Source organism: Alicycliphilus denitrificans K601 (assembly GCF_000204645.1).
GTDB classification, from domain to species: Bacteria; Pseudomonadota; Gammaproteobacteria; order Burkholderiales; family Burkholderiaceae_C; genus Alicycliphilus; species Alicycliphilus denitrificans.
Genome location: NC_015422.1, coordinates 875,001 through 899,945, shown reverse-complemented (window position 1 = coordinate 899,945; position 24,945 = coordinate 875,001). Strand labels below are relative to the sequence as shown.

At 69.2% G+C, this 24,945-nt stretch carries 23 protein-coding genes; 9 read left to right on the top strand and 14 right to left on the bottom strand.

Annotated elements, in window-relative coordinates; translation table 11 throughout:
* Positions 1–61: 61 nt before the first annotated feature.
* Both pdxA and ALIDE2_RS04260 read right to left on the bottom strand, forming a co-directional pair.
* Positions 62–1,114 carry a 4-hydroxythreonine-4-phosphate dehydrogenase PdxA gene (gene pdxA, locus ALIDE2_RS04265; protein WP_013517792.1) on the bottom strand — a complete coding sequence of 351 codons (1,053 nt, stop codon included), beginning with the start codon at positions 1,112–1,114 and terminating at the stop codon, positions 62–64.
* A gap of 62 nt (positions 1,115–1,176) precedes the next feature.
* Positions 1,177–1,929, bottom strand: coding sequence for a Nif3-like dinuclear metal center hexameric protein (locus tag ALIDE2_RS04260; protein ID WP_013721473.1), 753 nt, complete (start codon positions 1,927–1,929; stop codon positions 1,177–1,179).
* 90 nt (positions 1,930–2,019) lie between these two features.
* On the opposite strand from ALIDE2_RS04260, the gene ALIDE2_RS04255 reads away from it, so the two are divergent.
* On the top strand, positions 2,020–3,159 hold the full coding sequence (locus ALIDE2_RS04255) for a Do family serine endopeptidase (protein ID WP_013517790.1): 1,140 nt from the start codon (positions 2,020–2,022) through the stop codon (positions 3,157–3,159).
* 73 nt (positions 3,160–3,232) lie between these two features.
* Here ALIDE2_RS04255 and tatC read toward each other — a convergent pair whose 3' ends face one another.
* From tatC to galE, 10 genes are all read right to left on the bottom strand, one after another.
* Positions 3,233–4,021 (bottom strand): twin-arginine translocase subunit TatC, encoded by a 789-nt coding sequence (gene tatC / locus ALIDE2_RS04250; protein ID WP_013517789.1) that lies wholly within the window; start codon positions 4,019–4,021, stop codon positions 3,233–3,235.
* 65 nt (positions 4,022–4,086) lie between these two features.
* The gene (gene tatB, locus ALIDE2_RS04245; RefSeq protein ID WP_013517788.1) at positions 4,087–4,566 is read right to left on the bottom strand and encodes a Sec-independent protein translocase protein TatB; all 480 of its coding nucleotides are present in this window, start codon (positions 4,564–4,566) and stop codon (positions 4,087–4,089) included.
* Between the two features lie 25 nt (positions 4,567–4,591).
* Positions 4,592–4,840: a Sec-independent protein translocase subunit TatA gene (gene tatA / locus ALIDE2_RS04240; RefSeq protein ID WP_013517787.1), complete on the bottom strand. Its 249-nt coding sequence runs from the start codon at positions 4,838–4,840 to the stop codon at positions 4,592–4,594.
* A gap of 100 nt (positions 4,841–4,940) precedes the next feature.
* Positions 4,941–5,297, bottom strand: coding sequence for a histidine triad nucleotide-binding protein (locus ALIDE2_RS04235; protein ID WP_013517786.1), 357 nt, complete (start codon positions 5,295–5,297; stop codon positions 4,941–4,943).
* 38 nt (positions 5,298–5,335) lie between these two features.
* The gene (locus tag ALIDE2_RS04230) at positions 5,336–6,364 is read right to left on the bottom strand and encodes a patatin-like phospholipase family protein (RefSeq protein WP_013721472.1); all 1,029 of its coding nucleotides are present in this window, start codon (positions 6,362–6,364) and stop codon (positions 5,336–5,338) included.
* Complete coding sequence (locus ALIDE2_RS04225) at positions 6,357–6,743, bottom strand: DUF4870 family protein (RefSeq protein WP_013517784.1); 387 nt, start codon at positions 6,741–6,743, stop codon at positions 6,357–6,359. The genes ALIDE2_RS04230 and ALIDE2_RS04225 overlap by 8 nt, the downstream gene beginning before the upstream one ends.
* Positions 6,740–7,117: a phosphoribosyl-ATP diphosphatase gene (locus ALIDE2_RS04220; protein ID WP_013517783.1), complete on the bottom strand. Its 378-nt coding sequence runs from the start codon at positions 7,115–7,117 to the stop codon at positions 6,740–6,742. Before ALIDE2_RS04220 ends, ALIDE2_RS04225 begins: the two co-directional genes overlap by 4 nt.
* 4 nt (positions 7,118–7,121) lie before the next feature.
* Complete coding sequence (gene hisI / locus ALIDE2_RS04215) at positions 7,122–7,511, bottom strand: phosphoribosyl-AMP cyclohydrolase (RefSeq protein WP_013517782.1); 390 nt, start codon at positions 7,509–7,511, stop codon at positions 7,122–7,124.
* Positions 7,512–7,617: 106 nt separating this feature from the next.
* A complete protein-coding gene (gene hisF, locus ALIDE2_RS04210; RefSeq protein ID WP_013517781.1) occupies positions 7,618–8,397 on the bottom strand; it encodes an imidazole glycerol phosphate synthase subunit HisF in 780 nt (259 codons plus the stop codon).
* A 40-nt stretch (positions 8,398–8,437) separates the two neighbouring features.
* Positions 8,438–9,454 (bottom strand): UDP-glucose 4-epimerase GalE, encoded by a 1,017-nt coding sequence (galE, locus tag ALIDE2_RS04205; protein ID WP_013721471.1) that lies wholly within the window; start codon positions 9,452–9,454, stop codon positions 8,438–8,440.
* 172 nt (positions 9,455–9,626) lie between these two features.
* On the opposite strand from galE, the gene ALIDE2_RS04200 reads away from it, so the two are divergent.
* The 8 genes from ALIDE2_RS04200 to ALIDE2_RS04165 all read left to right on the top strand — a co-directional run bounded on the left by ALIDE2_RS04200 (position 9,627) and on the right by ALIDE2_RS04165 (position 23,446).
* The gene (locus tag ALIDE2_RS04200; protein ID WP_013517779.1) at positions 9,627–12,458 is read left to right on the top strand and encodes a bifunctional glycoside hydrolase/polysaccharide deacetylase family protein; all 2,832 of its coding nucleotides are present in this window, start codon (positions 9,627–9,629) and stop codon (positions 12,456–12,458) included.
* Positions 12,418–16,308, top strand: a complete 3,891-nt coding sequence (locus ALIDE2_RS04195; protein ID WP_238530099.1) for a tetratricopeptide repeat protein — start codon at positions 12,418–12,420, stop codon at positions 16,306–16,308. The genes ALIDE2_RS04200 and ALIDE2_RS04195 overlap by 41 nt, the downstream gene beginning before the upstream one ends.
* 21 nt (positions 16,309–16,329) lie before the next feature.
* Positions 16,330–16,884, top strand: a complete 555-nt coding sequence (locus ALIDE2_RS04190; protein WP_011804220.1) for a hypothetical protein — start codon at positions 16,330–16,332, stop codon at positions 16,882–16,884.
* A 7-nt stretch (positions 16,885–16,891) separates the two neighbouring features.
* Positions 16,892–18,286: a PelD GGDEF domain-containing protein gene (locus tag ALIDE2_RS04185; protein WP_011804219.1), complete on the top strand. Its 1,395-nt coding sequence runs from the start codon at positions 16,892–16,894 to the stop codon at positions 18,284–18,286.
* Positions 18,279–19,280 carry a tetratricopeptide repeat protein gene (locus tag ALIDE2_RS04180; RefSeq protein ID WP_011804218.1) on the top strand — a complete coding sequence of 334 codons (1,002 nt, stop codon included), beginning with the start codon at positions 18,279–18,281 and terminating at the stop codon, positions 19,278–19,280. Before ALIDE2_RS04185 ends, ALIDE2_RS04180 begins: the two co-directional genes overlap by 8 nt.
* Positions 19,277–20,809: a GT4 family glycosyltransferase PelF gene (gene pelF, locus ALIDE2_RS04175; RefSeq protein ID WP_011804217.1), complete on the top strand. Its 1,533-nt coding sequence runs from the start codon at positions 19,277–19,279 to the stop codon at positions 20,807–20,809. The genes ALIDE2_RS04180 and pelF overlap by 4 nt, the downstream gene beginning before the upstream one ends.
* Positions 20,809–22,182, top strand: a complete 1,374-nt coding sequence (gene pelG, locus ALIDE2_RS04170; RefSeq protein WP_011804216.1) for an exopolysaccharide Pel transporter PelG — start codon at positions 20,809–20,811, stop codon at positions 22,180–22,182. The genes pelF and pelG overlap by 1 nt, the downstream gene beginning before the upstream one ends.
* Positions 22,183–22,249: 67 nt before the next feature.
* Positions 22,250–23,446, top strand: a complete 1,197-nt coding sequence (locus ALIDE2_RS04165) for a spherulation-specific family 4 protein (RefSeq protein WP_011804215.1) — start codon at positions 22,250–22,252, stop codon at positions 23,444–23,446.
* A 6-nt stretch (positions 23,447–23,452) separates the two neighbouring features.
* On the opposite strand, the gene hisA is transcribed toward ALIDE2_RS04165, so the two are convergent.
* Both hisA and hisH read right to left on the bottom strand, forming a co-directional pair.
* Positions 23,453–24,196, bottom strand: coding sequence for a 1-(5-phosphoribosyl)-5-[(5-phosphoribosylamino)methylideneamino]imidazole-4-carboxamide isomerase (gene hisA / locus ALIDE2_RS04160; protein ID WP_013517773.1), 744 nt, complete (start codon positions 24,194–24,196; stop codon positions 23,453–23,455).
* A 52-nt stretch (positions 24,197–24,248) separates the two neighbouring features.
* The gene (hisH, locus tag ALIDE2_RS04155) at positions 24,249–24,917 is read right to left on the bottom strand and encodes an imidazole glycerol phosphate synthase subunit HisH (protein ID WP_013517772.1); all 669 of its coding nucleotides are present in this window, start codon (positions 24,915–24,917) and stop codon (positions 24,249–24,251) included.
* Positions 24,918–24,945: the final 28 nt, after the last annotated feature.

The following is a 24,945-nucleotide window of genomic DNA, read 5'->3' as shown; positions in this document are numbered from 1 at the left end:
CGCCCCGAATCTGCACGCCCGTGGCATCCGTGCCACGGGCGTTTGCTTGCCTGACAGTTGTTCACCATGCCAGCCTGCGCGCCATGCGCACGGCCTCGATCAGGCTGGATGCGTCGGCCACCCCCTGCCCGGCGATGTCGAAGGCCGTGCCATGGTCCGGGCTGGTGCGTACCAGCGGCAGGCCCAGCGTGACGTTCACGCCCTTGTCCACGCCCAGGTACTTCACGGGGATCAGCCCCTGGTCGTGGTACATCGCCACCACCACGTCGAACTCGCCCGTCCGCCCGGCCGTGGAGCGCGCCCGCATGAAGACGGTGTCCGGCGCGTAGGGGCCGCGCGCATCGATGCCCTGGGCGCGCGCCTGCGCTATGGCCGGCGCGATGATCTCGCGCTCCTCGGTGCCGAACAGGCCGCCCTCGCCGGCATGGGGGTTGAGCCCCGCCACGGCGATGCGCGGCGCGCGGCCCAGGCTGCGCGAGAGCGCAGCGTGCGTGATGCACAGCGTCTGCAGCACGTTGTCCTGCGTGACGGCGGCAATGGCGTCGCGCAGGGAGACGTGGATGCTGACCAGCACCGTGCGCAGCTCGTCGCTGGCCAGCATCATGCGCACCGGCATCTGCGCGACGGGCACGCCGGCGTGGTGCGCGGCCTCGGCCTGCAGCAGCTCGGTGTGGCCGGGGTAGTGCACGCCCGCGGCGGCTAGCGCCTCCTTGTGCAGGGGCGCGGTCACCAGGCCCGCGATCTCGCCGCGCAGCGCCGCGCGCGCGGCCCAGACCACGCAGACCGCGGCGGCATGCCCGGCCTCGGCGCTCACCTGCCCCCACGGCGCAAGGCTGCCGGCCAGCTCGTGCAACTGCCATACGGGCAGACAGCGCGGCGGCACCTGCGCCCACGCGTCCGGGGAGTCCAGCAGTGCGACCGGCAGGCTGGCCTGGCCCGGCCGCTCTATGCAGGCCGCGGCGCGGCGCAGCGTGGCCAGGTCGCCCACGACGAAGCAGCCGCGCAGGTCCTGCGGCGCATCGCGAAAGGCCTTGGCCACGATCTCGGGGCCTATGCCCGCGGGGTCGCCCTGGGTGATGGCCAGCGGAAGAGGTGCGTTCGTAGTGGAATTCATGCAAAACAGGGCTCAAGCGCCCGTCCTTCAAGCGCGGGAAGCTACGATAAACATAGTGCTCATCAGGCGGGGTTGTCGATGTCGATGAACTGGTGCTCCAGTCCCAGCTGCCGCGCTGCGTGGGCCGCGACGGCGGGCGCGCCGTAGCGCTCTGTGGCGTGGTGGCCCGCAGCGATGAAGGCCACGCCGGTCTCGCGCGCCAGATGGGTCTGGGGCTCGGAAATCTCGCCAGTGATGAAGGCGTCGGCCCCCGCGGCGATAGCGGATTCGAAGAAGCCCTGCGCGCCGCCCGTGCACCAGGCCACGCGCCGGATCGGGCGCCCGCCCTCGGGCGCCACCAGGGTCACGCTGCGCCCGAGCGCCGCCCGGACATGCGCGGCCAGGTCGGCGGCGTCGGCAAAGGCCGCGGGGGCGGCGAAGCCCAGCTCCTGCTCGCCAAAGCGCTGGTCCGCCTGCCAGCCGAGCACGCAGCCGAGCTGCGCGTTGTTGCCCAGCTCGGCATGGGCATCCAGCGGCAGGTGGTAGGCGAACAGGTTGATGTCGTGCGCCAGCAGGCGCTGCAGGCGCTCTTTCATCCAGCCGGTGACGCGGCCATCCATGCCGCGCCAGAACAGGCCATGGTGCACGAAGATCGCATCGGCGCGCGCCGCAATGGCGGCGTCGATCAGCGCGCGGCTGGCCGTGACGCCGCTGACGATGCGCGCGATCTCGCCCCTGCCCTCGACCTGCAGGCCGTTGGGGCCGTAGTCCTTGAAGCGCTCGGGCTGCAGCAGGGCGTCGAAATGGGCCAGAAGATCATGTCGCTGGATGCTCATGGCTCCGATTGTGCCAAGAGCGTGTTTCCGCCCCGCAGACACGCGACAATGGGCGCTTTCATCGCCACGATCTCCCCTCCACCATCCATCATGAAGCGCTATTGGTTGCTGTTTTCCCAGGCCGTGACGGTGCTCCTCGCCGCCTACTTCGTCGTCACCACGCTGCAGCCCGGCTGGCTGCAGCGCGGACCGGCCACGAGCGGCACGGGTATTTCGCTCATAGAGGCGCCCCCGTCCTCCGGCTCTCAGCCCGCGGCGGGCAGCTTCAGCACGGCCGCGCGCAAGGCGGCGCCGGCCGTGGTGAGCATCAACACCAGCAAGGAGGTACGCCACCCGCGCAGCGACGACCCGTGGTTCCAGTTCTTCTTCGGCGACCAGGGCCCGCAGGCGCAGACGGGCCTGGGCAGCGGCGTGATCATCAGCCCCGATGGCTACATCCTGACCAACAACCACGTGGTCGAGGGGGCCGACGAGATCGAGGTCACGCTCACCGACAGCCGGCGCGCGCGCGCCACCGTCATAGGCACGGACCCCGAGACAGACCTGGCAGTGCTCAAGGTGCAGCTGGACAAGCTACCCGTGATCGTGCTTGGCGATTCCGACAAGCTCGCCGTGGGCGACCAGGTACTGGCCATAGGCAACCCCTTCGGCGTGGGCCAGACAGTGACCAGCGGCATCGTCTCGGCGCTGGGGCGCACGCACCTGGGCATCAACACCTTCGAGAACTTCATCCAGACCGATGCGGCCATCAATCCGGGCAATTCCGGCGGCGCGCTGGTGGACGTGAACGGCAACCTCATGGGCATCAACACCGCCATCTACTCGCGCTCGGGCGGCAGCATGGGCATAGGCTTCGCGATTCCCGTCTCGACGGCCAAGCAGGTGCTCGAAGGCATCGTGCGCGACGGCCAGGTCACGCGCGGCTGGATCGGCGTGGAGCCCAACGAGCTGTCGCCCGAGCTGGCCCAGACCTTCGGCGTGAAGGCCACCGAGGGCGTGATCATCACCGGCGTGCTGCAGGGCGGCCCCGCCGCGCAGGCCGGCATACGCCCCGGCGACGTGATCCTGAAGGTGGCCGGCAAGTCCACCGACAACGTGTCGCAGCTGCTCACGGCCGTGGCGGCCCTGCAGCCGGGCCAGGCTGCGAGCTTCGAGCTGCAGCGCGGCGACACGCAGATCAAGGTGTCGGTGGTGCCCGGAACGCGCCCGCGCGTGCAGCAGCGCCGCTAGGGATTCACTCTCAAAAAAATAGCTTCCAGCGCTTTATACATGGGCGCTGGCAGCTGTTTTTATCGAAAACCGTTCAGGAAGCCGATTCCTGCGTATCCTCAGGCGCCTGGGTGTTGCGGATGAACAGCTGCGCCGCCCAGATGCCGATTTCATACAGCAGGCACATCGGGACGGCCAGCGCCAGCTGCGAGACCACGTCCGGCGGCGTGACGATGGCGGCGATCACGAAGGCCGCCACGATGAAGTAGCCGCGGAAGCTCTTGAGCTTGTCCACGCTCACCAGGCCCAGGCGCGCGAGCACTACCACGGCGATCGGCACCTCGAAGGCCAGGCCGAAGGCCAGAAACATAGTGAGCACGAAGCCCAGGTAGGCCTCGATGTCGGGCGCGGCCGTGATGCTCTTGGGCGCGAAGCCCTGGATGAAGCTGAACACCTGGCCGAACACGAAGAAGTAGCAGAAGGCCACGCCGATGAAGAACAGCACGGTGCTGGAGATGACCAGCGGCAGCACCAGGCGCTTCTCGTGCGAGTACAGGCCCGGCGCCACGAAGGCCCACACCTGCCACAGCACGAAGGGAAGCGCGATCAGGAAGGCCGTCATCAGCAGGATCTTCAGCGGCACCATGAAGGGCGAGATCACCGAGGTGGCAATCATGGTCGCGCCCTGCGGCAGGTGGGCCACGAGCGGCGCGGCCAGCAGGTCGTACAGTTGCCCCGGGCCGGGATAGAAGAACAGCACGGCCGCGACCACGCCGATCGCGATCATCGCCTTCACGAGGCGGTCGCGCAGCTCCATCAGGTGCTGCACGAAGGGCTGCTCGGTACCGGCGAGCTCGTCTTCTTTATTCTGCGTTTCGGACATGGTGGAAATGTGGCGGGCATGGCGCCCGCTCCAGCTGCGCGCGCGGCGCAGCCAACGTCATGGGGTCAATGGAATTTCTGGGGCCTGAATCGCGCCACGCGCGCCGCGCCTGACTGCGCCTTGGTGCGCACGCCGGCACGCGCCTTGTACCACTGCGGCACGGCGGCGCGCTTGAGGCGCCAGTTCTTGCCCGGGTGCCTGTAGGCCGGAACCACGGTGGACAGGTCCGGCGACGAACCTGCGGCTTCGGAGGCGGCGCCATAGCCACCCAGGCTCTGCTCCATGTCCTTCTGCAGATCGCTGGCGCCGGTCTGGATGCTCTGCTCCACGTCGCGCGCGGCGCTTTCCACCTCGTCCTTCATCTTCTTGAGCTCGTCGAGCTCCATGGAGCGGTTGACCTCCGCCTTCACGTCGGCCACATAGCGCTGCGCCTTGCCGAGCAAGGTGCCCACGGTGCGCGCCACGCGCGGCAGCTTCTCCGGGCCGATGACGATGAGCGCTACGGCGCCGATGAGCGCCATCTTGGACAGGCCGATGTCGATCATGAGGAGTGCTCAGGCAAAGGGGCGTTCAGCTCTTTTGCTTGGCTTCCACGTCGATGGTGGTCTTGTCGGCAGTCTGGCCGTTGGTCACCTGGCCGGCGGGTGCGCCGGCCTGTGCCTGCTGGTCATCGCCGCTGGCGCCGTCCTTCATGCCGTCCTTGAAACCCTTGACCGCGCTGCCCAGGTCGGAGCCGATGTTCTTGAGCTTCTTGGTGCCGAACACCATGACGACGATGAGCAGCACGATGAGCCAGTGCCAAATGGAAAACGATCCCATGAAAATCTCCTAACGAATGCGGTCCATTCTAGACGCCGACGGACCTGCCGGACCCCGCATATCCACACCGCCCGTCAGATGCGGGGCGGCTTGCCATGGTTCAACCCCTGAGCCAGGGGCGTGGCCCGCCGATCACGTGCATGTGCAGGTGGTGGATTTCCTGCCCGCCTTCTGTTCCGGTGTTGACCACGATGCGAAAACCCCCATCCGGATAGGGGTTGCAGCCCTGTTCCATGGCCAGCTTCGGGGCCAGCGCCATCATGTGGCCCAGCAGGCCCGCATGCTCGGGCGTGACGGCCGCCATGGAGTGCAGGTGCAGCCTGGGCACGATGAGAAAGTGCACGGGAGCCCAGGGGTGGATGTCGTGGAAGGCGAAGACCTGTTCGTCCTCGTACACCTTCTTGGACGGAATCTGGCCAGCAATGATCTTGCAGAAGAGGCAATTGGGGTCGTGCATGGGAAAAGCGGGGAGAAGAAGGCGCCCGGGGCGATCAATCAGTGATTGTCCGTCAAATGCAGGGTGTGCTGCACCCCTACGTCGCGGCGATGGCGGTGCAGCCAGCGCTCCCCTTCGGTGCGCCCCAGCTGGAACAGCTGGCGCACGAAGCCCATGTCGGCGCGCGTCTTGCTGGCGTCGCCGAACGCGGCCAGCACGCTGCCGCCGTCTATGCGGTGCATGCGCATGCTCTTGTAGTGCTGCGGATCGAGCCGCCCCTCGGCCAGCAGGCGGCGCACGAAGTCGATGGCGCGCAGCTCGCCCAGCAGGCTGGCGTTGAAGGTGACCTCGTTCATGCGCTCCATGATCTCCTGCGCGGTATCGGGCAGGTCGCGGTGCTCTATGGGGTTGATCTGCACCAGCAGCACGTCGGCGCATTGCGTCTGATAGATCAGCGGGTACAGCGCGGGGTTGCCGGAGAAGCCTCCGTCCCAGTAATGCTCGCCGCCGATCGGCACTGCCTTGAACATCAGCGGCAGGCAGGCCGAGGCCATGACTGCGTCGGCCGACAGGCGCGCGCCCGAGAAGATTTCGCCGCGGCCCGTGCGCACGTTGGTCGCGCACACGAACACCTTGGGCACGGACGCGCGGCGCGCATGGCACAGCGCGTCGAAATCCACCACGCGCTCAAGCAGGCCGCGCAGCGGGTTGATGCCCAGCGGATTGGTCTGGTAGGGCGAAAGCCATTGGCTCATCATGCCCAGCAGCGGGTTGCCCTGCAGCGGCACGCCCCACATCAGGCTGCCCATGGCGCCCACGCCCTCCCACAGGCGCGTGAGCGACTCGCGCGCCAGCGCGCAGCCCGCCCGGTGCGCCTCGGCCGCATCCTTGTGCTGCAGCGCCGCCTGGGCGAACCCATGGGCCAGCGCCACCGCGTTCATGGCGCCGGCGCTGGTGCCGCTGATGCCTTCGAGCACGAAGCCCCCGTCCTCCAGCAGCGCATCGAGCACGCCCCAGGTGAATGCGCCGTGCGAGCCGCCGCCCTGCAGCGCCAGGTTCAGGGGCGGCGCGGGTGCCTGCTCAGCCATCGACGGCCTGGCCCTTGTTCATGGACACCATGCCGCGCACGATGCGGTACAGGAACCAGATGGAGATCAGGCCCCAGGCGATCCAGCCGGGGAAGAAGAACAGCAGCCAGAGCGGCGTCGTGACGACGTAGAGCACGCCGGCCCACAGCACGGTGCGTATGCGCCACGCGAAATGGCTGGCCTGCCAGGTGCCCTCGGCGTCGCTTTTCTTCACCAAGTCGATGACCAGCGCCACGATGAGCAGCGCCACGCCCGGCTGCGCGCCCGGCATCACGGCGCCCACGGCCACGATCAGGTGCAGGATGTAGCTGACCCAGCCAATGGCCTTGAGGCTTTCGGCGCGCTCGTCGGGCTCCACGTCAATGATGTCGTTGCTCACTGCCCGCCTCCTTCCTCGCTGGCGCGGCCTGTGGCCTTGCGCAGCGCCTTTTCCTCGATGCCGCTGGTGCCCTCGCGGCGCTCGAGCTCAGCGATCACGTCGGCCGGCGCCAGGCCGTAGTGGGCCAGCGCGACCATAGAATGGAACCACAGGTCGGCCACCTCGTAGACGAGCTTGGCCGCTGGGGCGCCATGGTCCACGTCCTTGGCTGCCATCACTACCTCGGTGGCCTCCTCACCGATCTTCTTCAGGAAGGCGTCGGGGCCCTTGTGCAGCAGGCGCGCAACGTAGCTCGCCTGCGGGTCGCCGCCGTTGGCGGGCTTGCGGCTCTCGATCACGGCGGCCAGGCGCGCCAGGGAATCGTTGCTTGGCATGGTCTTACTTGTAAATGGATTCGGGGTCTTTCAAGACCGGGTCGACGGGCTGCCACGCCCCGTCCTTGAGCACGCTGAAGAAACAGCTGTGGCGCCCCGTGTGGCAGGCGATGCCGGGCTCGTGGCCGAGCTGCGTCACTTTCAGCAGCACCACGTCGTTGTCGCAGTCCAAGCGGATTTCGTGGACCTGCTGCACGTGGCCCGACTCCTCGCCCTTGAACCAGAGCCTGGCGCGCGAGCGGCTGTAGTACACGGCACGGCCCAGCTCGGCGGTCTTCTGCAGCGCCTCGCGATCCATCCAGGCGAACATCAGCACGTCGCCCGTGGCGGCCTCCTGCGCGATGACGGGCACCAGGCCCTGCGCGTCCCATTTCACTTGATCGAGCCAGTTCATGGCGCCATTGTCGAATGTTTGCGGCAACGCAGCATCGCCTATTTATTTTGATAGCAGCCAACGCTTGCCAGGCAAGCACCGGAGCCCGATTTGACTCAAAAACCGGCTACAGCCGCACGGGAATGCCGCGCGCGCGCATGTGCTCCTTGGCCTGGCGCACGGTGAATTCGCCGTAGTGGAAGATGCTGGCGGCCAGCACCGCGTCGGCGCCGCCCTGCTGCACGCCGTCGGCCAGGTGATCCAGGTTGCCCACGCCGCCCGATGCGATCACGGGCACGCCCACGGCGTCGCTCACGGCGCGCGTGAGCTGCAGGTCGAAGCCGCTCTTGGTGCCGTCGCGGTCCATGCTGGTGAGCAGGATCTCGCCCGCGCCGCGGCGCGCCATCTCCTCGGCCCAGCGCACGGCGTCCAGCCCCGTATTCTTGCGCCCGCCGTGGCTGTACACGTCCCAGCCCTCGCCGCGCTCGGCCACCTCCTGGCCCTGGCGGCGCTTGGCGTCGATGGCCACCACGATGCACTGCGCGCCGTACTTACCGGACGCCTGGTCGATCACGTCGGGATTGGCGATGGCCGCGGAGTTGAAGCTGGTCTTGTCCGCGCCCGCGTTGAGCAGGCGGCGCACGTCGGCCACCGTGCGTACGCCGCCGCCCACGGTGAGCGGAATGAAGACCTGGCTAGCCACGGCCTCGATGATGGGCAGGATCAGGTCGCGCCCGTCACTGGTGGCGGTGATGTCGAGGAAGGTGAGCTCGTCGGCGCCCTGCTCGTTGTAGCGCGCGGCGATCTCCACCGGGTCGCCCGCATCGCGCAGTTCGACGAAGTTGACGCCCTTGACGACGCGGCCACCGGTCACGTCCAGGCAGGGGATGATGCGTTTGGCAAGCATGGGAATCGTTCTACGGCTGGGGCGCGCAAGATACCACGGCTCACGCCGGCTGCAGCGTGCGCGCCACGCCGTCCTGCCAGCGCCAGGCATCCTGGCACATGGCCTGCACGTCGCGCGTGGCGCGCCAGCCCAGCAGCCGCTCGGCCAGGCCCGGGTCGGCCCAGCATGCCGCCACGTCGCCCGGGCGGCGCTCGGCGAGCCTGTAGGGCACGGGGCGGCCACTGGCCTGCTCGAAGCCGCGCACCATCTCCAGCACCGACACGGGCCGGCCCGTGCCCAGGTTCACCGTCAGCAGGCCCGGGTGCTCGCGTAGGTAGCGCAGCGCCGCCACGTGGCCCTCGGCCAGGTCGCAGACATGGATATAGTCGCGCAGCCCCGTGCCGTCGGGCGTGGGGTAGTCGCTGCCCCAGACGTTCAGGAACTCGCGCTGGCCGGAGGCCACTTGCGCCACGTAGGGCATGAGGTTGTTGGGCACGCCCTGCGGGTCCTCGCCGATCAGGCCACTCTCGTGCGCGCCCACGGGGTTGAAGTAGCGCAGCCGCGCAATGCGCCACTGGCCGGGCTCGCTCGCGTCCACGTCGGCCAGCACCTGCTCCATCATCAGCTTGCTCCAGCCGTAGGGGTTGGTGGCCGAGAGCGGGCAGTCCTCGCGTATCGGCAAGGAGGCCGGGTCGCCATACACCGTGGCGGACGACGAGAACACCAGCTGGCGCACGCCCGCCTGCCGCATGGCCTGCAGCAGCGTGACCGTGCCCGCGACGTTGTTGTCGTAGTACGCCAGGGGCTCGCGCACCGATTCGCCCACCGCCTTGAGCGCGGCGAAGTGGATCACCGCCGTGAATTCGTGGCGTGCAAACAACTGCTGCAGCAGCGCCGCGTCGCGCACGTCGCCCCGCACGCATTCGGGCTCGCGCCCCGTGATGCGCCCGATGCGCTCCAGCACCGAGGGGCGGCTGTTGCCAAAGTTGTCCAATACCAGGAACGGCTCGTTCGCCTGAGCCAGCGCCACACACATGTGCGAGCCGATGTAGCCCGCGCCTCCGGTCACCAAGATCACAGATCCCTCCTATATGCGTACAAGTCTGGTCGGGATTGTGGCAAACGCAGTGTTAACAAACGTGACAATCCGATGGATTGGGAAATCAATCGATACGATTTTGCACCCAATACAATTCGAATTTTGGGTACGCAAGCCCTCCAAAACCCTATTGGCAGCCCCTTCCGGTCCCATGGCCTTCCGCTTCCTTTTGCAGTTGTTGCAGTTGTGCACGCGCCTGGCATGGGGGCTGGCCTTGCTGCCGCTGGCCTGGAGCGCCCAGGCCGCCACGCCCGCGGTGGCGCTGTACTACGGCCATGAAATCCCCCTGGGCGAGTTCCGCGCCTTCGATCTGTTGGTGGTGGACCCCGACCACGAGGCGGCGCGCCAGGCCCGCGCGCTGGAGCCCGCCACCAAGGTGTATGCCTATGTCTCGGTGACCGAAGTGCAGCCCTCGCGCGGCTACCACGCGGACATCCCGGCGGACTGGAAACTGGCGCGCAACCAGGACTGGCAGTCGGAGGTCATCGACCAGAGCGTGGCGGCATGGCCCGATTTCTTCGCCAGCCGCGTCGTCGCCCCCCTGTGGGAGCGCGGCTTCCGGGGGTTCTTCCTCGACACGCTGGACTCCTACCGCCTGGCGGGCACGTTCGACGAGCAGGCCCAGCAGCAGGGGCTTGTGCGGGTGATCGAGACACTGCACCAGCGCTTCCCCGGCATCCGGCTCATCCTCAACCGGGGTTTCGACATCCTGCCGCAGGTGCGGGGCATGGTCGAGATGGTGGCCGCCGAATCGCTCTACCAGCGCTGGAATGCCAAGACCCGGCGCTACGAGGAAGTGCCCAACCAGGACCGGCAATGGCTCATGGACCAGCTGCGCACCGTCCGGCAGCGCGACGGCCTGCCCGTGCTGGTGATCGACTACGTCTCGCCGCACGACCGGGCGCTCACGCGCGCCACAGCCCAAAGGATCCTGCAGGATGGCTTCATCCCCTGGGTCACCGACGCGCAGTTGGCGACCATCGGCATGGGCAGCATCGAACCGGTGCCGCGGCGCGTGCTGGTGCTCTACAACGGCGGCGAATCGCCCGCGCTCAACTACGCCAACGCCCACCGCTTCCTGCAGATGCCGCTCAACCACATGGGCTACGTGACGGACTACGTGGACGTACGCGACAGCCTGCCCGGCCTGATGGCGCGCGACCGCTATGCCGGCGTGGTGAGCTGGTTCTCCGGCTACGTGCCTGCGGCGAAACGCGCCGGCCTGAGCCAATGGCTGCAGGCGCGCATCCACGAAGGCATGCCGCTGGCGGTGGTGGGCGACTGGGGCATGACGCCCGACCGCGTCCTCACGCGTAGCCTGGGGCTGGCGCTCGACAGGGCCGAGCCCCAGGGCGCATTGCGCCAGGTGCAGCTCGCCCCCATGATGGGGCTGGAGAACCCGCTCCCCCTGCCCTCCCGGCAGACCGAACTGGTGCAGCTGGCGCCCGACATGGCGCGCCAGGCCCAGCCCCTGGTGGAGCTGCGCGACGCCCGCGGCCGCACCTTCGTTGGCGGCGCCATCACCCCCTGGGGCGGCTTCATTCTCGACCCCAACGTGCTGTTCGAGATCCCCGGAACGGAGGACGCGCGCTGGCTGGTCGATCCCTTCGCCTTCCTGCAGCAGGCCCTGCGCCTGCCCGCCATTCCGGTGCCCGACACGACCACGGAGAACGGCCGCCGCCTGTTGCTGGCCCATGTGGACGGCGACGGCTTTCCCTCGCTGGCGGAGTTCCCCGGCAGCCCGCTGGCCGCCCAGGTGCTGCTCAAGGAGATATTCGAGAAGTACCGCATCCCCCAGACCATGTCCGTCATCGAAGCCGAGGTGGCCCCCGACGGCCTGTACCCCGGCCTGAGCCCGCGCATGGAGGAAGTGGCGCGCAAGATTTTCCGCCTGCCCCACATCGAGGTCGGCAGCCATACCTATAGCCACCCCTTCCTGTGGGACGCGAACGTGCAGCACGGTCTTTTCAAGGAGAACCCGGAGGCGGCGCAGTCCCTGGTGGTTCCCGGCTACACCATGGACCTGGAGCGCGAGATCGTGGGCTCAAGCCACTACATCAACGAGCGCCTGGCGCCCAGCGGCAAGCCCGTCAAGGTCCTGCAATGGACGGGCGACACGGCGCCCAGCGCCCGTGCGCTGGAGATCACCCACCGCGCCGGGCTGCTGAACATCAACGGCGGCGACACCTCCATCAGCCGCGCCAACCCCTCGCTCACGGCCGTGGGGGCGCTGGGCATCCGCAAGGGCGGGTTCTTGCAGGTCTACGCCCCCATCACCAACGAGAACATCTACACCAACCTGTGGACGGGGCCGTACTACGGTTTCGAGCGCGCCATAGAGACCTTCGAGATGACGGACAGCCCCCGGCGCATCAAGCCCGTGGGCATCTACTACCACACCTACTCGGCCAGCAAGCCCGCCGCGCTCAAGGCGCTGAAGAAAGTCTACGACTGGGCCCTCGCGCAGCCCCTGCACCCCGTACACGCCTCCGAGTTCGTCACCAAGGTGCAGGACTTCTACGACTACGCCATGGCCCGCGATGGCGAGGGCTGGCGCCTGCGCAGCAGCAATGGCGCCCTGCGCACCGTGCGGCTGCCCCCGGCGCTGGGGCTGCCCCGGCTAGGCGCCAGCCAGGCCGTGGCGGGCTGGCGCCGGGGCGGCGAAGGCCTGTACGTGCACCTGAGCGGACCGTCCGCCTTCCTGCAAACGGACGGCCGCGAGGCCGCCACCCCCTACCTGCACGACGCCAACGCCCGCCTGGTCGACTGGCAGGCCGAGGGCGATGGCCGGCGCGTGCAATTCACGCTCCAGGGCCATGTGCCGCTGGAGTTTGCCCTGGCCAACACCCAGGCCTGCCAGGTGCGCGCCGGCCAGCGCACCCTCACCGCCCTGCGCCCTGCCGCACAGGACCGCACCGCAGTGCAACAGTTCAAGCTGCCCGATGCCGCCGCCCAGATCCAGATCCTCTGCCCAGAGCGTTGAGCGGCCCATCCTTGCGCCCAACTGGCTCGTCGCGCTGCTCACCGCCATGGCGTGCGGCGCGCTGTGGCTGCTATACCCGCGCCAGAATCTGGAGCAGCGCCTGGCGACGAGCGGCGAGACCGAGCTGTCCACCGCCTACCTGAACAACCTGCTGCGCAGCGACCCCGACAACCCGCGCCTGCGCCTGCTGCTCGCGCAGCGCCAGATCGCCCATGGCGACACCGCCAGCGCGCGCACGACGCTGCAGCCCGCCCTGGACTCGGCCGACCCCGCATTGCGCAAGGAAGCGCTGTGGGCGCAATGGGACCTGCTCCACTCCGAGTACCGGCATGTCCCGGACCGCGAGCCTGACAGGCGGCTCGCGCTGCTCGATGGGCTGCGGCGGCACATACGCCAGCTGGCGCAGGAAGGCTGGCCCCAGGAGCGGCAGGATAGGCTGGCAGCCTTGGCCAGTCAGTTCGGCGAGCAGGAGATCGCCCTGGCACTCAGTCGCCGGGAAGCCCCGCAGGACCCGCGCGAGGCCGCCCTGTACTACGAGCGCGAAGCCAGGGAAGCGCTGGCGCGCGGCGACTACGAGGGCTGCGCGCAGCTCTACCTGTCCGCGCGCGACAGCACCCCCGACCCAGCCCAGGCCAAGGCGTACTACGGCGCGGCCATTGCCGCACTGCGGTCGGGCAACCAGACCGCGGCCGCCCTGGAGCTGGCCGAGCGCGAGCTGGGCCCCCTGGCCGACGACCCGCAGACCCTGTTCATGCTCACGCAGCTGGCACGCGCCGCAGGCCGCCCCGACGTGGCCGAGCACTACGTGCGCCGCCTGCTGCGCATGGCGCTCGAACGGCAGGTCACCCAATGGGCCAGCGCCGAGCAGGACTTCGCGCTGCGGCCCGTCGCCTGGCGCCCGCAGCCGCCTGCCGCGCTGGCGGGGCCGGTGTTCGACGATGGCGCCGACCTGCTCGTGCATCCGGCCCTGCGCCTCGCGCAGCAGGTGGCGGACAAGGCCTCCGCCCGGCCTTCGCCCGCCCTGCCCTTCGACGACAAGACCTACACCCTGGGCTACGAGGTGTTCCTGGAAAACCGCAAGCTCGAGGACGCCTGGACCATCGCCAACGCCGCGGTGCGCCAGAACCCCGCCGACATGCGATGGCGCGAGCGCCTGGCACAGGTGTCTGAGTGGACGCAGCGCCCCGGCATCGCGCTGGAGAACTGGCTCGTCCTGGCGCGCCAGACGAACCAGGACGCCGCCTGGCAGGCCGTGTTGCGGCTGGCGCCGGGCCAGTTCGACGATGCAGCGCTGGTGCAGGCGCTGCGCCACCAGCTGCGCAGCCGCTCCGGCGACCCGCGCCTGATGCGCGCCCTGGTCGATGCGCAGGAACGCCTGGGTGAACCCCAGCCCGCCATCGACTACCTGCGCCAGCACGCGCAGGACCCCGAGGCGCTGGAGCTGCTGGCGCAGCTGGCCGAACGCGCAGGCCAGCCCGATCTGGCCCTGCAGACCTGGCGGCAACTGCTGGCCGACCCTGCACAGATCACCCCCGAGCGCGCCATGCATGCCGCCGTGCTGGCCCTGCAGCACCGCCAGCCCGAACTGGGCCTGCAATGGCTGCAGGCCGTGCAGGACCACCCTCCTGCGTCCGCTGAAGCGGCCGCCGAGCTGTGGCGCTTCACGGGCGACCTGGCCAGGAGCCGGGCGCGCGACCAGCTCGCCATTGCCGCCTACCGCAAGCTGGTGGACGCGCAACATGCCGACGTCGCGGACTACGACGCACTCATCGGCCTGCTGCAGCAGGACCAGCCCCTGGAGGCCGCCAAGGTGGCACTGCTGGCCTGGCAGCAGCACGATGAGCCGCGCCACCTGATCGAGGCCCTGACCCTGTACTCCAGCCGCAACCAGTGGAACGAATTCGCGCACGCCCTGGATCAGCTCGACCCCACCCCCGACGCCGCGCGCCATTCCCTGGCCCGAATGCGCCGCTCGGGGCAATTCCTGCGCCTGGTGGGCGGCTACCACCACAACGCCGGGCGGTTCGCAGAGGCGCGGCAGTACTACGAAGAGGGGCTGGCCATCGATCCGGCGTCCTCCGACATGCGCCAGGCACTGCTGTGGCTGCTCATCGACAGCAACGACGCGGCCTCGATCCGCCGGCTGCTGGCCGCGCACGAACAGGCCTGGAGCGCGGACGAGGATCTGCATGAGGCGCTGGCGGCCGCCTACCAGGCCTTGTCGCTGCCCCAGGTGGCGCTGCACCGCTACCTCAGCCCCCATGTGGCCGAACGCGAAGGCGACTTCCTCTGGCTCATGAACTACGCCGATGCCCTGGAGCAGAACCAGGAGGCGGATCGCGCCTGGCGCCTGCGCCGCCACCTGCTGTCGCAACAATGGCAGGAGGGGCGGAACGGCCGGCGCCTGACTCCCGCGCAGGCGCGCCAGCGCTGGCTCACCGAGGAAGGGCTGGAGGCCACGCAGCGCGTCGCCCGCGCGCGCCTGATCCTGCTGCAAAGGCCCGGCGACCCTGCACAGGAGGTGCTGCGCGAGCTACTGCGCCTGGATCGCGATGCCCAGGGCGGCTACTCCAACGCCGCGGCCGAAACCGCCATAGGTTGGCTGCAGGACGCCGGCGAATACACGGCCGAACGCGGCTTCCTGTGGCACCAGTACGCGCGCAGCCGCAGCCTGCGCACCAATCGCCCGCTGTGGGCCGAGATCACCGTGGCCCTGGCCGAGGACGACAAGGCCGCCGCGGGCCAGCTGCTGCAGGAATTCGACGAGCGCCTGCCGCGCTACGACCGCGTCAATACCGCTGCCGCGGTGGGCGACATCCGCCTGGCGCAGAGCGCCGCCTTCGAGACGCAGGAAAGCCAGCCCGACGACAACCCGCTGCACCTGCAGCTCACGGACAACCTGCTGGCCTTCAGCGACCACGCCGGCATGCTCTCGCGGCACAGCGACCTGGGCGCCATCGACGAAGATCAGGCCGAGGCCCGGCTGCACCTGGCCATCAGCCCGCGCCTGTCGCTGGACCTGGACGCGAGCCGCATCCAGCGCCGCGTCACGGCGCCCGACCAGCTGCGCGACGCACCCGGCGAGGACATCGCGGGCGCGCTGCTGCGCTGGGGCCATGCCGACGGCGAGACCCGGCTGCGCGTGGCCAGCCGCCGGGGGTACGCGGACACCACGCCCCTGTCCATCGAGCACGAGCAGCGCCTGGACAACCGCCTGTCCCTGCGCGGCGAACTGGGCTGGCACCTGCCCAGCGAGGAAAGCCTGGCGCTGCGCCTGGGCGGCATGAAGACGCGCGTGGCCGCTCACCTGCGCTACCAGGCCACGCGCCAGGACAGCCTGCTGCTGTCGCAGTGGAGCGAGCAGTACCGCCTGCAGACGGGCGCCGAGGTGGGCCGCGGGCGCCACACCGCGATCGAATACTCGCACGCCTACCGCCAGGACGCGCCCACGTGGGAATGGGGCGCCTTCTGGTCCACCCACCGCTTCGAGCGCCGCCACCCCTTCTTCCTGGGCCAGCAGGGCCAGGACTTCCTGCAGCGCTTCGCGCCCGCGGGCGTCACGAGCCTGGGCCTGGACTACTTCCTGCCCGAGAGCTTCCAGTTCTACGGCGTGCGGCTGTCCACCAACATGCGCTTCGAGCAGGACCACACGCGCGCGCTGCGGCCCTTCGCGAGCGTAAGCCTCACCCGGCACAGCCTGCTGGGCGCGGGCTACGACCTGCGCCTGGGGCTGGCCGGCAGCGTGCTGGGCCCGGACCATTTGCGCCTGAGCTTCGGCCTGGGCAAGTCAGGCGTGCAGTCCCTGGGACTCACGCGCGTGCTGGAACTGTCGTACCGGCTTCATTTTTAAGACCATCGAGGAGAACCCTTCATGCTCCACCGCCGCCCCTCTCGTGCACGCCAGCTGGGACTGCTGCTGGCCACGGGCGCGATCGCCCTTCTCAGCGCCTGCTCCACCCTGGACCAGAGCCACCCGCCGCAGCTGGCCCGCCAGGCGAGCTGGGTGGTGCTGCCCTTCGCCAACCACACCGAGACCCCGCTGGCGGGCCAGCGCGCCGAGGCCATCGCCCAGGCGCTGCTGAGCGCGCAGGGCGTGGGCCAGGTGCGCCGCACTCCCGCCACCACGCAGCAGGAAGCGCTGTTCGGCGCCGGCGACGCGCAGCGCTCCGAAGACGCGCTGGCCTGGGCGCGCGAGCAGAAGATCCGCTACGCCCTCGCGGGCAGCGTGGAGGAGTGGCGCTACAAGGTGGGCGTGGACGGTGAGCCCGCCGCAGGCGTCACCCTGCAGATTCTGGACGTGGCCACGGGCGACACCCTGTGGAGCGGCTCGGGCGGCCAGAGCGGCTGGAGCCGCGAGGCGCTGTCGGCGGTGGCGCAGAAGCTGATCCGCAAGCTGTTGCAATCCGGCCTGGCCGGCAGCCGCTGAACGCCGCATGCCAACACCCTCCGACAGCCCCGGCGCACGCCGCCAGACGGCCGGTGAAAACGCCCGTCCACGGGCGCTCCCAGGCACGGGCCTGCCCAGGCATCTGCTGGGCAGGCTGGCCATCGCGGCCACCCATCCCGCCGTCACCGTGGGCGAGACCCTGCTGCTGCCCCTGCTGGCCGTCGCACTGGGCCTGGCCTGGGCGCCACAGGACCCGCTGCAGATCCAGGCCACATTCCCATGGCCCTGGCTGGCGCCCGTGGTGCTGGCCCTGCGCTACGGCCCCATGGCGGGCCTGGGCGGCGCCAGCGTGCTGCTGGCCTGCTGGCTGGGGCTCAACGCGGGGCACTGGGGCAACTTCCCCCAGCTGTACTTCCTGGGGGGCTTGATCCTGGTGATGCTGGTGGGCGAGTTCTCCAGCCTCTGGCAGGCGCGCACGCGCCGCGCCGAGACCCTGCAGCTGTACCTGGACCAGCGCCTGGAGCACCTGGTGCGCCAGCATTACCTGCTGCGCCTGTCGCACGACCGCCTGGAGCAGGAACTCATCGCCCGCCCCATGTCCATGCGCGACGCGCTCGCGGCGCTGCGCCACGCCGGGAGCGAGGACGGCGGCGACGCCCTCGCCCCGCAGGCGCTGCTGCGGCTGCTGTCGCAGTACTGTCAGCTGGAGTGCGCGGCCATGCACGCGGTGTCCGACGGGCACGCCGCCGCCCGGCCCAGCGCCAGCATAGGCGCCTACGACGGACTGCACGCCGACGACCCGCTGGTGCGCCAGGCCCTGCAAACGGGCCAGCTGTGCCACGTGAGCCAGGCCGTGACGGCGCAGCAGGACACGCGCTACCTGGTCGCTGCGCCGCTGCTCGATCTGGCGGGCGACATGTACGGCCTGCTGGTGGTACAGGACATGCCCTTCTTCGCCCTGCAGGAGGAAAGCCTGCAGACCATACAGCTGCTGCTGGGCTACTACACCGACGGCCTGTCCATGAGCCAGCTGGCCCAGCCCATCGTGCAGCAGTTCCCGGACTGCCCGCCGCTCTTCGCCTTCGAGCTCCAGCGCCTGGCCCACATCCACAGAAGCACCCAGGTGCCCAGCATCGTCGTGGCCCTGGAGCTCCAGCAACGCGCGCTGGAGCAGGACCTGCCCCCGCAGATCGAGCGCCTCAAGCGCGAGCTCGACGAGGTCTGGCGGATCGAGGCGCCCGGACGCCAGGTGCTGGCCGTGCTCATGCCGCTGGGCAACGCCACCACGGCCGAGGGCTACATCCACCGCCTGGAGGGCTGGATGCAGCACAAGAGCCAGCAATCGCTGGCCCAGGCCGGCATCTTCCCGCACGTGGTGCAGCCCGACAGCGCGCAGCCCGTGCGCACCGTGCAGCGCCTGCACGCCATCGCCCATGCTTAACCTCAAGCTAGGCCTGTCGGCACTGGGGCTGGAGGTCAGCGCCTGGAGCGGCGCATGGCTGCTGGCCGAGCGCTCGGACGCGGCCCTGGCCAGCTATCTGCTGTTGCACGCCGCGGCCAGCGTGCTGCTGTCGCTGTCGCTGCTGCCGCTGCTGCCGCCGCGCCTGTCCAAGCCGCGCTGGGCCACCCTGCTGCTCATGACGGCCTGCAGCTACGCCGTGCCCGTGGCGGGGTTCCTGGGCGTGATAGCGGCCTTCGTCATCCTGCGCCTGTACCGCCGCAGGTCGCTCCCGGAAGACTTCGATGCGGTGCAGCTGCCCGAATTCGACCAGCACCAGCGCCGGCAGAGCCAGTTCCGCCACGCCGGCCTGCACTCGTTCCTGACCAACGCCCAGGTGCCGGTACAGGCGCGCATGCGCGCCATGGCCGCGCTGCAATACGCCTCGGGGCGCACGGCCTCGCCGCTCCTGCGCAGCGTGCTCGGCGACGCGAGCGAAGACCTGCGCCTACTGGCCTACGGCATGCTCGACAACCTGGAGAAACGCATCAACCGCGCCATCGACAGCGAGCTCGACGCCCTGCAGGCCGCGCTCCCGGACAGCAGCCAGCAGCTGCAAAGCGCGCACCGCCTGTCCGACCTGTACTGGGAGCTGGTGTACCAGGCGCTGGTGCAGGGCGACCTACACGCGCACGCCATCCAGGAATCCCTGCGCTACTGCCAGTTGGTGCTGCAGCGGCAGGAAGGCAACGCCGCCATGCACCTGCGCCGCGGGCGCCTGCTGCATGCGCTGGGCCGCACCCAGGAAGCGGAACACGCCTACGACAAAGCCCGCGCCCTGGGCCTGCCCGCGACCCGGGTGCTGCCCTACCTGGCGCAGCTGGCCTTCGAGCGGCGCGACCACGCGCAGGCGCAGGCGCTGATGCGCGAGCTCAGGCAATGGGGAGCGCTGCCGCGCCTGCGCCCCGTAATCGACTACTGGAGCCAGCGGCCATGAACCACCCCAAGGCACAGTCGGCCGACATCGCCCTGATGCTGGAGGGCACGTTCCCCTACGTGAGCGGCGGAGTGTCGAGCTGGATCAACCAGATCATCCGCGCCTACCCCGAGTACCGCTTCGCCATCGTCTTCCTGGGCAGCCGGCGCGAGGACTACGGCGGCTTCAAGTACCCGCTGCCCGACAACGTGGTGCATTTCGAGGAGCATTTCCTGCACGAGCAGGCCCACTGGCACCCGCAGCCGGCCGCGCGCAGGGGCGACGCGCAGGGCCAGGCGCTGGTGCAGCGCCTGCTGGACGCCTTCGACCAGGGCCCGGCGGCTCCCCGAGCCATGGAGGCATTCCGCGAAGTGGCGCAGCAGATGATGCCCGGCGGATCCGTGCAGCTCGGGGATTTCCTCTACAGCAAGCGCGCCTGGGACATCATCTGCGGCATCTACCGCGCACATTGCGCCGACCCCTCGTTCGTCGATTTCTTCTGGACCGTGCGCCTCATGCTGCAGCCGCTGTGGCTGCTGGCGCGCGTGGCGCGGCAGCTGATCCCCGTGCGCGCGGTGCACTGCGCCTCCACCGGCTACGCGGGCTTCCTGGGCGCGCTGCTGGCGCAGACGCGCGGGGTGCCGCTCATCCTGTCGGAGCACGGCATCTACACCAAGGAACGCAAGATCGACCTGTTCAAGAGCGAGTGGATACGCGACAACCGCAACATCTTCCAGCGCGACCCGACCGAGCTGTCGTACTTCCGCCAGATGTGGATCCACTTCTTCGAGTGGCTGGGGCGCTACTGCTACGCGCATGCCGATCCCATCCTGGCCCTGTACGAGGCCAACCGGCTGCGCCAGGTGCAGGACGGCGCCGCGCCCGAGCGCACCGCCAACATCCCCAACGGCATAAAGCTCGAACGCTTCGCCCCGCTGCGCGCGCAGCGGCCGCTTGAGCCGCCGCCGGTGCTGTGCCTGATAGGGCGCGTGGTGCCCATCAAGGACATCAAGACCTTCATCCGCGCCATGCGCCGCGTGGTCAACCAGCGCCCCGACGCCCAGGGCTGGATCGCCGGCCCCGCCGAGGAAGACCCGGCCTATGCCGAGGAATGCAGTAACCTGGTGCGCAGCCTGGGCCTGCAGGAGCATGTGCGCTTCCTCGGCATGCAGCGCGTGGAGGACCTGATGCCGCGCATCGGCCTGGTGGTGCTGTCCTCCATCAGCGAAGCCCTGCCCCTGGTGCTGCTCGAAGGCTACGCGGCCGGCGTGCCTGCCGTTTCCACCGACGTGGGCTCGTGCCGCCAGCTCCTCGAAGGGCTCGACGAGGAAGACCGCGCGCTCGGGCCTTCTGGCGCGGTGGTGCCGATCGCCGAGCCGCAGCAGTTGGCCGATGCCGCCCTGCAGCTGCTGGGTGACACCGCCGCCTGGCAGGCCGCCAGCCGCGCGGCCATCGCCCGCGTGGAGCGCTACTACACCGACACCCTGATGTTCGACCGCTACCGCCAGGTCTACGAACACGCCCTGGCACGCACCCCGGGAGCAGCCTGATGGCCGGCATTGGATTCGAACTGCGCCACATGCTGCGCAAGAACACCCTGCTGAGCCTGGTGCAGGCCTACGCCTACGCGGGCGTGATCGGCTCGGGGCCCTGGGTGCTGTCCATCGTCGGCATCCTGCTCGTCGGCATCTTCAGCGCCAGCGTGGTCGTGCCGGCCACCCTGGTGACGCAGTTCCAGACCTCGGTCACCTACCTGGTGGCCAGCAGTCTGATCTACACCAGCCTGGTGCAGCTCGCGTTCACCCGCTTCATCTCCGACCGCCTGTTCGAGAAGCACAAGCACCTGGTCATGCCCAACCTGCACGGCCTGATGGTGATCGTGCTGCTGGGGGCTGGGGTTCTGGCCACGCTGGCGCTGTTCATCGTGCTGCCGGGCCTGGGCCTGGCCTACCGGCTGCTCATGCTGGCGGGCTTCATGCTGATGAGCGGCGTATGGGTGCTCACGGTGCTGCTGTCGGGCATGAAGCGCTACAAGGCCATCGTCGGCCTGTTCGGCCTGGCCTACGGGCTGATCGTGGCCAGCGCCCTGCTGCTGCGCCCCTGGGGCCTGGAGGGGCTGCTGGGCGCCTTCGTGCTCGGCCACTTCGTGCTGCTGGCGGGCATGTGGCTGCTGGTGGTCAAGGAGTTCCATCCCGCGCGGCAGCTGATCTCCTTTGACTTCCTGCAGCCCGACAAGCTCTACCCGTCGCTGGTGGCGGTGGGCCTCCTCTACAACCTGGGCATCTGGGCGGACAAGTTCATGTTCTGGTTCTTCCCGCCCACCTCGCAGCCCATCATCGGCCACCTGCGCGCCTCGCTGATCTACGACCTGCCGGTGTTCCTGTCCTACCTGTCCATCATCCCCGGCATGGCGGTGTTCCTGGTGCGCATAGAGACCGACTTCGTCGAGTACTACGACAAGTTCTACGACGCGGTGCGCGGCGGCGGCTCGCTCGAATACATAGAGGCCATGCGCGATGAGATGGTCTACGCCATCCAGCAGGGCCTGGGCGAGATCGCCAAGATCCAGACCCTGGCCGTGCTCGTGACCTTCGTAGCCGGCCCCTGGCTGCTCGACACCCTGGGCATCTCGCGCCTGTACCTGCCGCTGCTGCACGTGCAGGTGGTCGGCGCCGGCCTGCAGGTGGGCCTGATGGCCGTGCTCAACGTGTTCTTCTACCTGGACCAGCGGCGCACCGTGCTGCTGCTGTGCGCCATGTTCGTGCTGCTCAACGTGGCGCTCACGGGCCTGACCCTGGCGTTCGGCGCCGCCCTGTATGGCTACGGCTTCGCCCTGGCCACCCTGCTGACCCTGGCCACAGGCCTGCTGCTGCTGTCGCGGCGCCTGCATCGGCTGGAGTACCAGACTTTCATGCTGCAATAGAGCGATTCGGGAACCGGCGCTGTGGGCACAATCGCAGCTGCAGTCCCGCAAGTACTTCCCAGACCCCATGCATCTCCGTTCGCGCCCCTCTCATTCCCTTGCCGCATCTCTGCTGACCCTGGCCGCGGCCTTGACCGGCTGCGGCGGTGGATCGGGCCAGGGAAGCGACTCCGGCTCTTCGCCCGCCGCATCCAGCGCCGAGGTGGCCTTCACCGCCCCCGCCGAAGCCGACAACGTGCATACCGTCAACACTCCCGTGCAACTGCAGCTGAGCGTCAAGATCGCCGGCGCGGCGGCACCCGACGGCACGGCCATCACCCTGAGCGGCCCGGCCAGCGCCAGCTTCGCGCCCGTGCAGCCGCAGACCCGCGGCGGGGTGGCCACCTCCAGCCTGACCGCCGCGCAAGCCGGCGAGATGCAGTTGCAGGCCCTCGCGGCGGCAACGCAGGACAAGGCCGGCGCCGCCACGCGCACGCTGTACATCCGCCCGCAGCCCCAGCCGCTGGAACTGCTGGTCCCGGCGTACTTCAGCGCGGGCCCCGGTTCGGATTGGGAAAAGCTGGCCAGCGGCGCGCAGAGTTTTCCGGCGGTGCCCATCACGGCCATCCTGAACCCGAGCAACGGCATCTTCACGAAGGAAGACCCCCTGTTCACGGCGGCCATCACCGCCTTCCGGCAAAACGGCGGAAAGGTGCTGGGCTACGTCTACACCCGCTATGGCACAGGAGCGCGCTCGGTCGCCGACATCCAGCGCAACATCGACAACTACCGCAAGATCTACGGCACGCAGGTCGATGGTTTCTTTCTCGACGAGATGGACGCGACCAGCAAGCAGCTGGGCTTCTACCGCGAGATCTACCAGTACATCAAGGGCCTGGACTCCCGGTTGCGCGTGGTGGGCAACCCTGGCACCTACCCGGTCGCCGATTCCGCCAGCGTGGTCGATGCCCTTGTGAGCTTCGAGGGCCAGGCCGTCGATTACCGCAGCGTCACCCCCCAGCCCGCAAACAAGTGGGTCTACAACCTGGCCAACGGCGCGCAGGCGGCGCTGGTGCATGACGCGGCGAATTGCGGCGCCATGCAGGAGGTGCTGCGGTCCGCCAACACGCCTCAGCGCAACACCGGCCTGGTCTACGCCACGGACCGGCACTATGACTACCCCACGAACACGGGCAACCCCTGGGCCACGCTTCCGGCCTATTGGGAGCAGATGCTGGGCACGGCGGACGCCATCAACAAGGGCCGCGCCCTGCCCGGCTGCTGAGCTTTCCTACGCGCCGGCCAGCTCGTCGGCGCGCGCCTGGGCCGCGGCGAAGTCCAGGTCGCCCGAGTAGATGGCGCGGCCGCAGATCACGCCCTCCACGCCCTCGTCCTCGACTTCGCAGAGCTTTTCGATGTCGGCCATGCCGGCCAGGCCGCCCGAGGCGATCACGGGGATGGTGAGGGCCTGCGCGAGCTTCACGGTGGCCTCGACGTTGATGCCCGAGAGCATGCCGTCGCGGCCGATGTCGGTGTAGATGATGGACTCGACGCCCCAGTCCTCGAACTTCCTGGCCAGGTCCACCACCTCGTGGCCGGTGAGCTTGCTCCAGCCGTCGGTGGCGACCTTGCCGTCCTTGGCATCGAGGCCCACGATGATGTGGCCGCCGAAGGCGCTGCAGGCGTCCTTGAGGAAGCCCGGGTTCTTCACCGCCGCCGTGCCGATGATGACGTACTCCAGGCCCGCGTCGATGTAGCGCTCGATGGTGTCCAGGTCGCGGATGCCGCCGCCTAGCTGCACCGGGATGTCCGAGCCCACCTCGGCCAGGATGGCCTTGATGGCCGCCTTGTTCTTGGGCTGGCCCGCGAAGGCACCGTTCAGGTCCACGAGGTGCAGGCGACGCGCGCCGGCATCGACCCATTTGCGCGCCATGGCGGCGGGGTCTTCGCCGAAGGTGGTCGATTGGTCCATGTCACCTTGCTTGAGGCGAACGCAATGGCCGTCCTTGAGGTCGATGGCGGGGATGAGCAACATGATGGTGGTCAGAGGAATCGGGCGCGGCGAGCAGCCCAGCCGGGTTGAAGAATCAGGGATTCCAGTGCAGGAAGTTGCGATAGAGCGCCAGCCCGTGCTCGGCGCTCTTCTCCGGGTGGAACTGGGTGGCGAAAATATTATCGCGTGCGATGGCCGCGGCAAAGGGCACGCCGTAGTCGGCCTCGCCCGCCACGTGCGCCGGGTCGGCCGGACGCGCGTAGAAGCTGTGCACGAAGTAGAAGTAGCTGTCGTCGGGCACGCCCGCCCAGACCGGGTGGACGATGCCCGCATGGCGTATCTGGCGCACGCGGTTCCAGCCCATCTGCGGCACCTTGTAGCGGCTGCCGTCGGGCTGAGTGCGGCCGGCCAGGTCGAACTTGAGCACCTCGCCGGGAATCAGGCCCAGGCCGGGAGTGTCGCCCTCGGCGCTGTGGTCCAGCAGCATCTGCATGCCCACGCACACGCCGAACAGCGGCTTGGAGGCCGCGGCCTCCAGCACGGGTTCGAGCAGGCCGGACTCGCGCAGCTCGCGCATGCAGTCGGGCATGGCGCCCTGGCCCGGCAGCACCACGCGCTGGGCGGCGCGCACCTGCTCGGGGCTGGCGCTGACGGCCACGCGCCAGCCGCTGCCCTCGGCCGCGGCCTGCACGGCCTGCGAAACGGAGCGCAGGTTGCCCATGCCGTAGTCCACGACGACGACGGTTTTTACTTCACTATTCATAGCTGCTTGCGCTTGTCTGGTAAGCGTT

Excerpts from the sequence above, each read along its gene's own strand:
- pdxA (WP_013517792.1), bottom strand. The coding sequence starts at position 1,114 with ATGAATTCCACTACGAACGCACCTCTTCCGCTGGCCATCACCCAGGGC.
- ALIDE2_RS04260 (WP_013721473.1), bottom strand. The coding sequence starts at position 1,929 with ATGAGCATCCAGCGACATGATCTTCTGGCCCATTTCGACGCCCTGCTG.
- ALIDE2_RS04255 (WP_013517790.1), top strand. The coding sequence starts at position 2,020 with ATGAAGCGCTATTGGTTGCTGTTTTCCCAGGCCGTGACGGTGCTCCTC.
- tatC (WP_013517789.1), bottom strand. The coding sequence starts at position 4,021 with ATGTCCGAAACGCAGAATAAAGAAGACGAGCTCGCCGGTACCGAGCAG.
- tatB (WP_013517788.1), bottom strand. The coding sequence starts at position 4,566 with ATGATCGACATCGGCCTGTCCAAGATGGCGCTCATCGGCGCCGTAGCG.
- tatA (WP_013517787.1), bottom strand. The coding sequence starts at position 4,840 with ATGGGATCGTTTTCCATTTGGCACTGGCTCATCGTGCTGCTCATCGTC.
- ALIDE2_RS04235 (WP_013517786.1), bottom strand. The coding sequence starts at position 5,297 with ATGCACGACCCCAATTGCCTCTTCTGCAAGATCATTGCTGGCCAGATT.
- ALIDE2_RS04230 (WP_013721472.1), bottom strand. The coding sequence starts at position 6,364 with ATGGCTGAGCAGGCACCCGCGCCGCCCCTGAACCTGGCGCTGCAGGGC.
- ALIDE2_RS04220 (WP_013517783.1), bottom strand. The coding sequence starts at position 7,117 with ATGCCAAGCAACGATTCCCTGGCGCGCCTGGCCGCCGTGATCGAGAGC.
- hisI (WP_013517782.1), bottom strand. The coding sequence starts at position 7,511 with ATGAACTGGCTCGATCAAGTGAAATGGGACGCGCAGGGCCTGGTGCCC.
- hisF (WP_013517781.1), bottom strand. The coding sequence starts at position 8,397 with ATGCTTGCCAAACGCATCATCCCCTGCCTGGACGTGACCGGTGGCCGC.
- ALIDE2_RS04200 (WP_013517779.1), top strand. The coding sequence starts at position 9,627 with ATGGCCTTCCGCTTCCTTTTGCAGTTGTTGCAGTTGTGCACGCGCCTG.
- ALIDE2_RS04195 (WP_238530099.1), top strand. The coding sequence starts at position 12,418 with ATGCCGCCGCCCAGATCCAGATCCTCTGCCCAGAGCGTTGAGCGGCCC.
- ALIDE2_RS04190 (WP_011804220.1), top strand. The coding sequence starts at position 16,330 with ATGCTCCACCGCCGCCCCTCTCGTGCACGCCAGCTGGGACTGCTGCTG.
- ALIDE2_RS04185 (WP_011804219.1), top strand. The coding sequence starts at position 16,892 with ATGCCAACACCCTCCGACAGCCCCGGCGCACGCCGCCAGACGGCCGGT.
- ALIDE2_RS04180 (WP_011804218.1), top strand. The coding sequence starts at position 18,279 with ATGCTTAACCTCAAGCTAGGCCTGTCGGCACTGGGGCTGGAGGTCAGC.
- pelF (WP_011804217.1), top strand. The coding sequence starts at position 19,277 with ATGAACCACCCCAAGGCACAGTCGGCCGACATCGCCCTGATGCTGGAG.
- pelG (WP_011804216.1), top strand. The coding sequence starts at position 20,809 with ATGGCCGGCATTGGATTCGAACTGCGCCACATGCTGCGCAAGAACACC.
- ALIDE2_RS04165 (WP_011804215.1), top strand. The coding sequence starts at position 22,250 with ATGCATCTCCGTTCGCGCCCCTCTCATTCCCTTGCCGCATCTCTGCTG.
- hisA (WP_013517773.1), bottom strand. The coding sequence starts at position 24,196 with ATGTTGCTCATCCCCGCCATCGACCTCAAGGACGGCCATTGCGTTCGC.
- hisH (WP_013517772.1), bottom strand. The coding sequence starts at position 24,917 with ATGAATAGTGAAGTAAAAACCGTCGTCGTCGTGGACTACGGCATGGGC.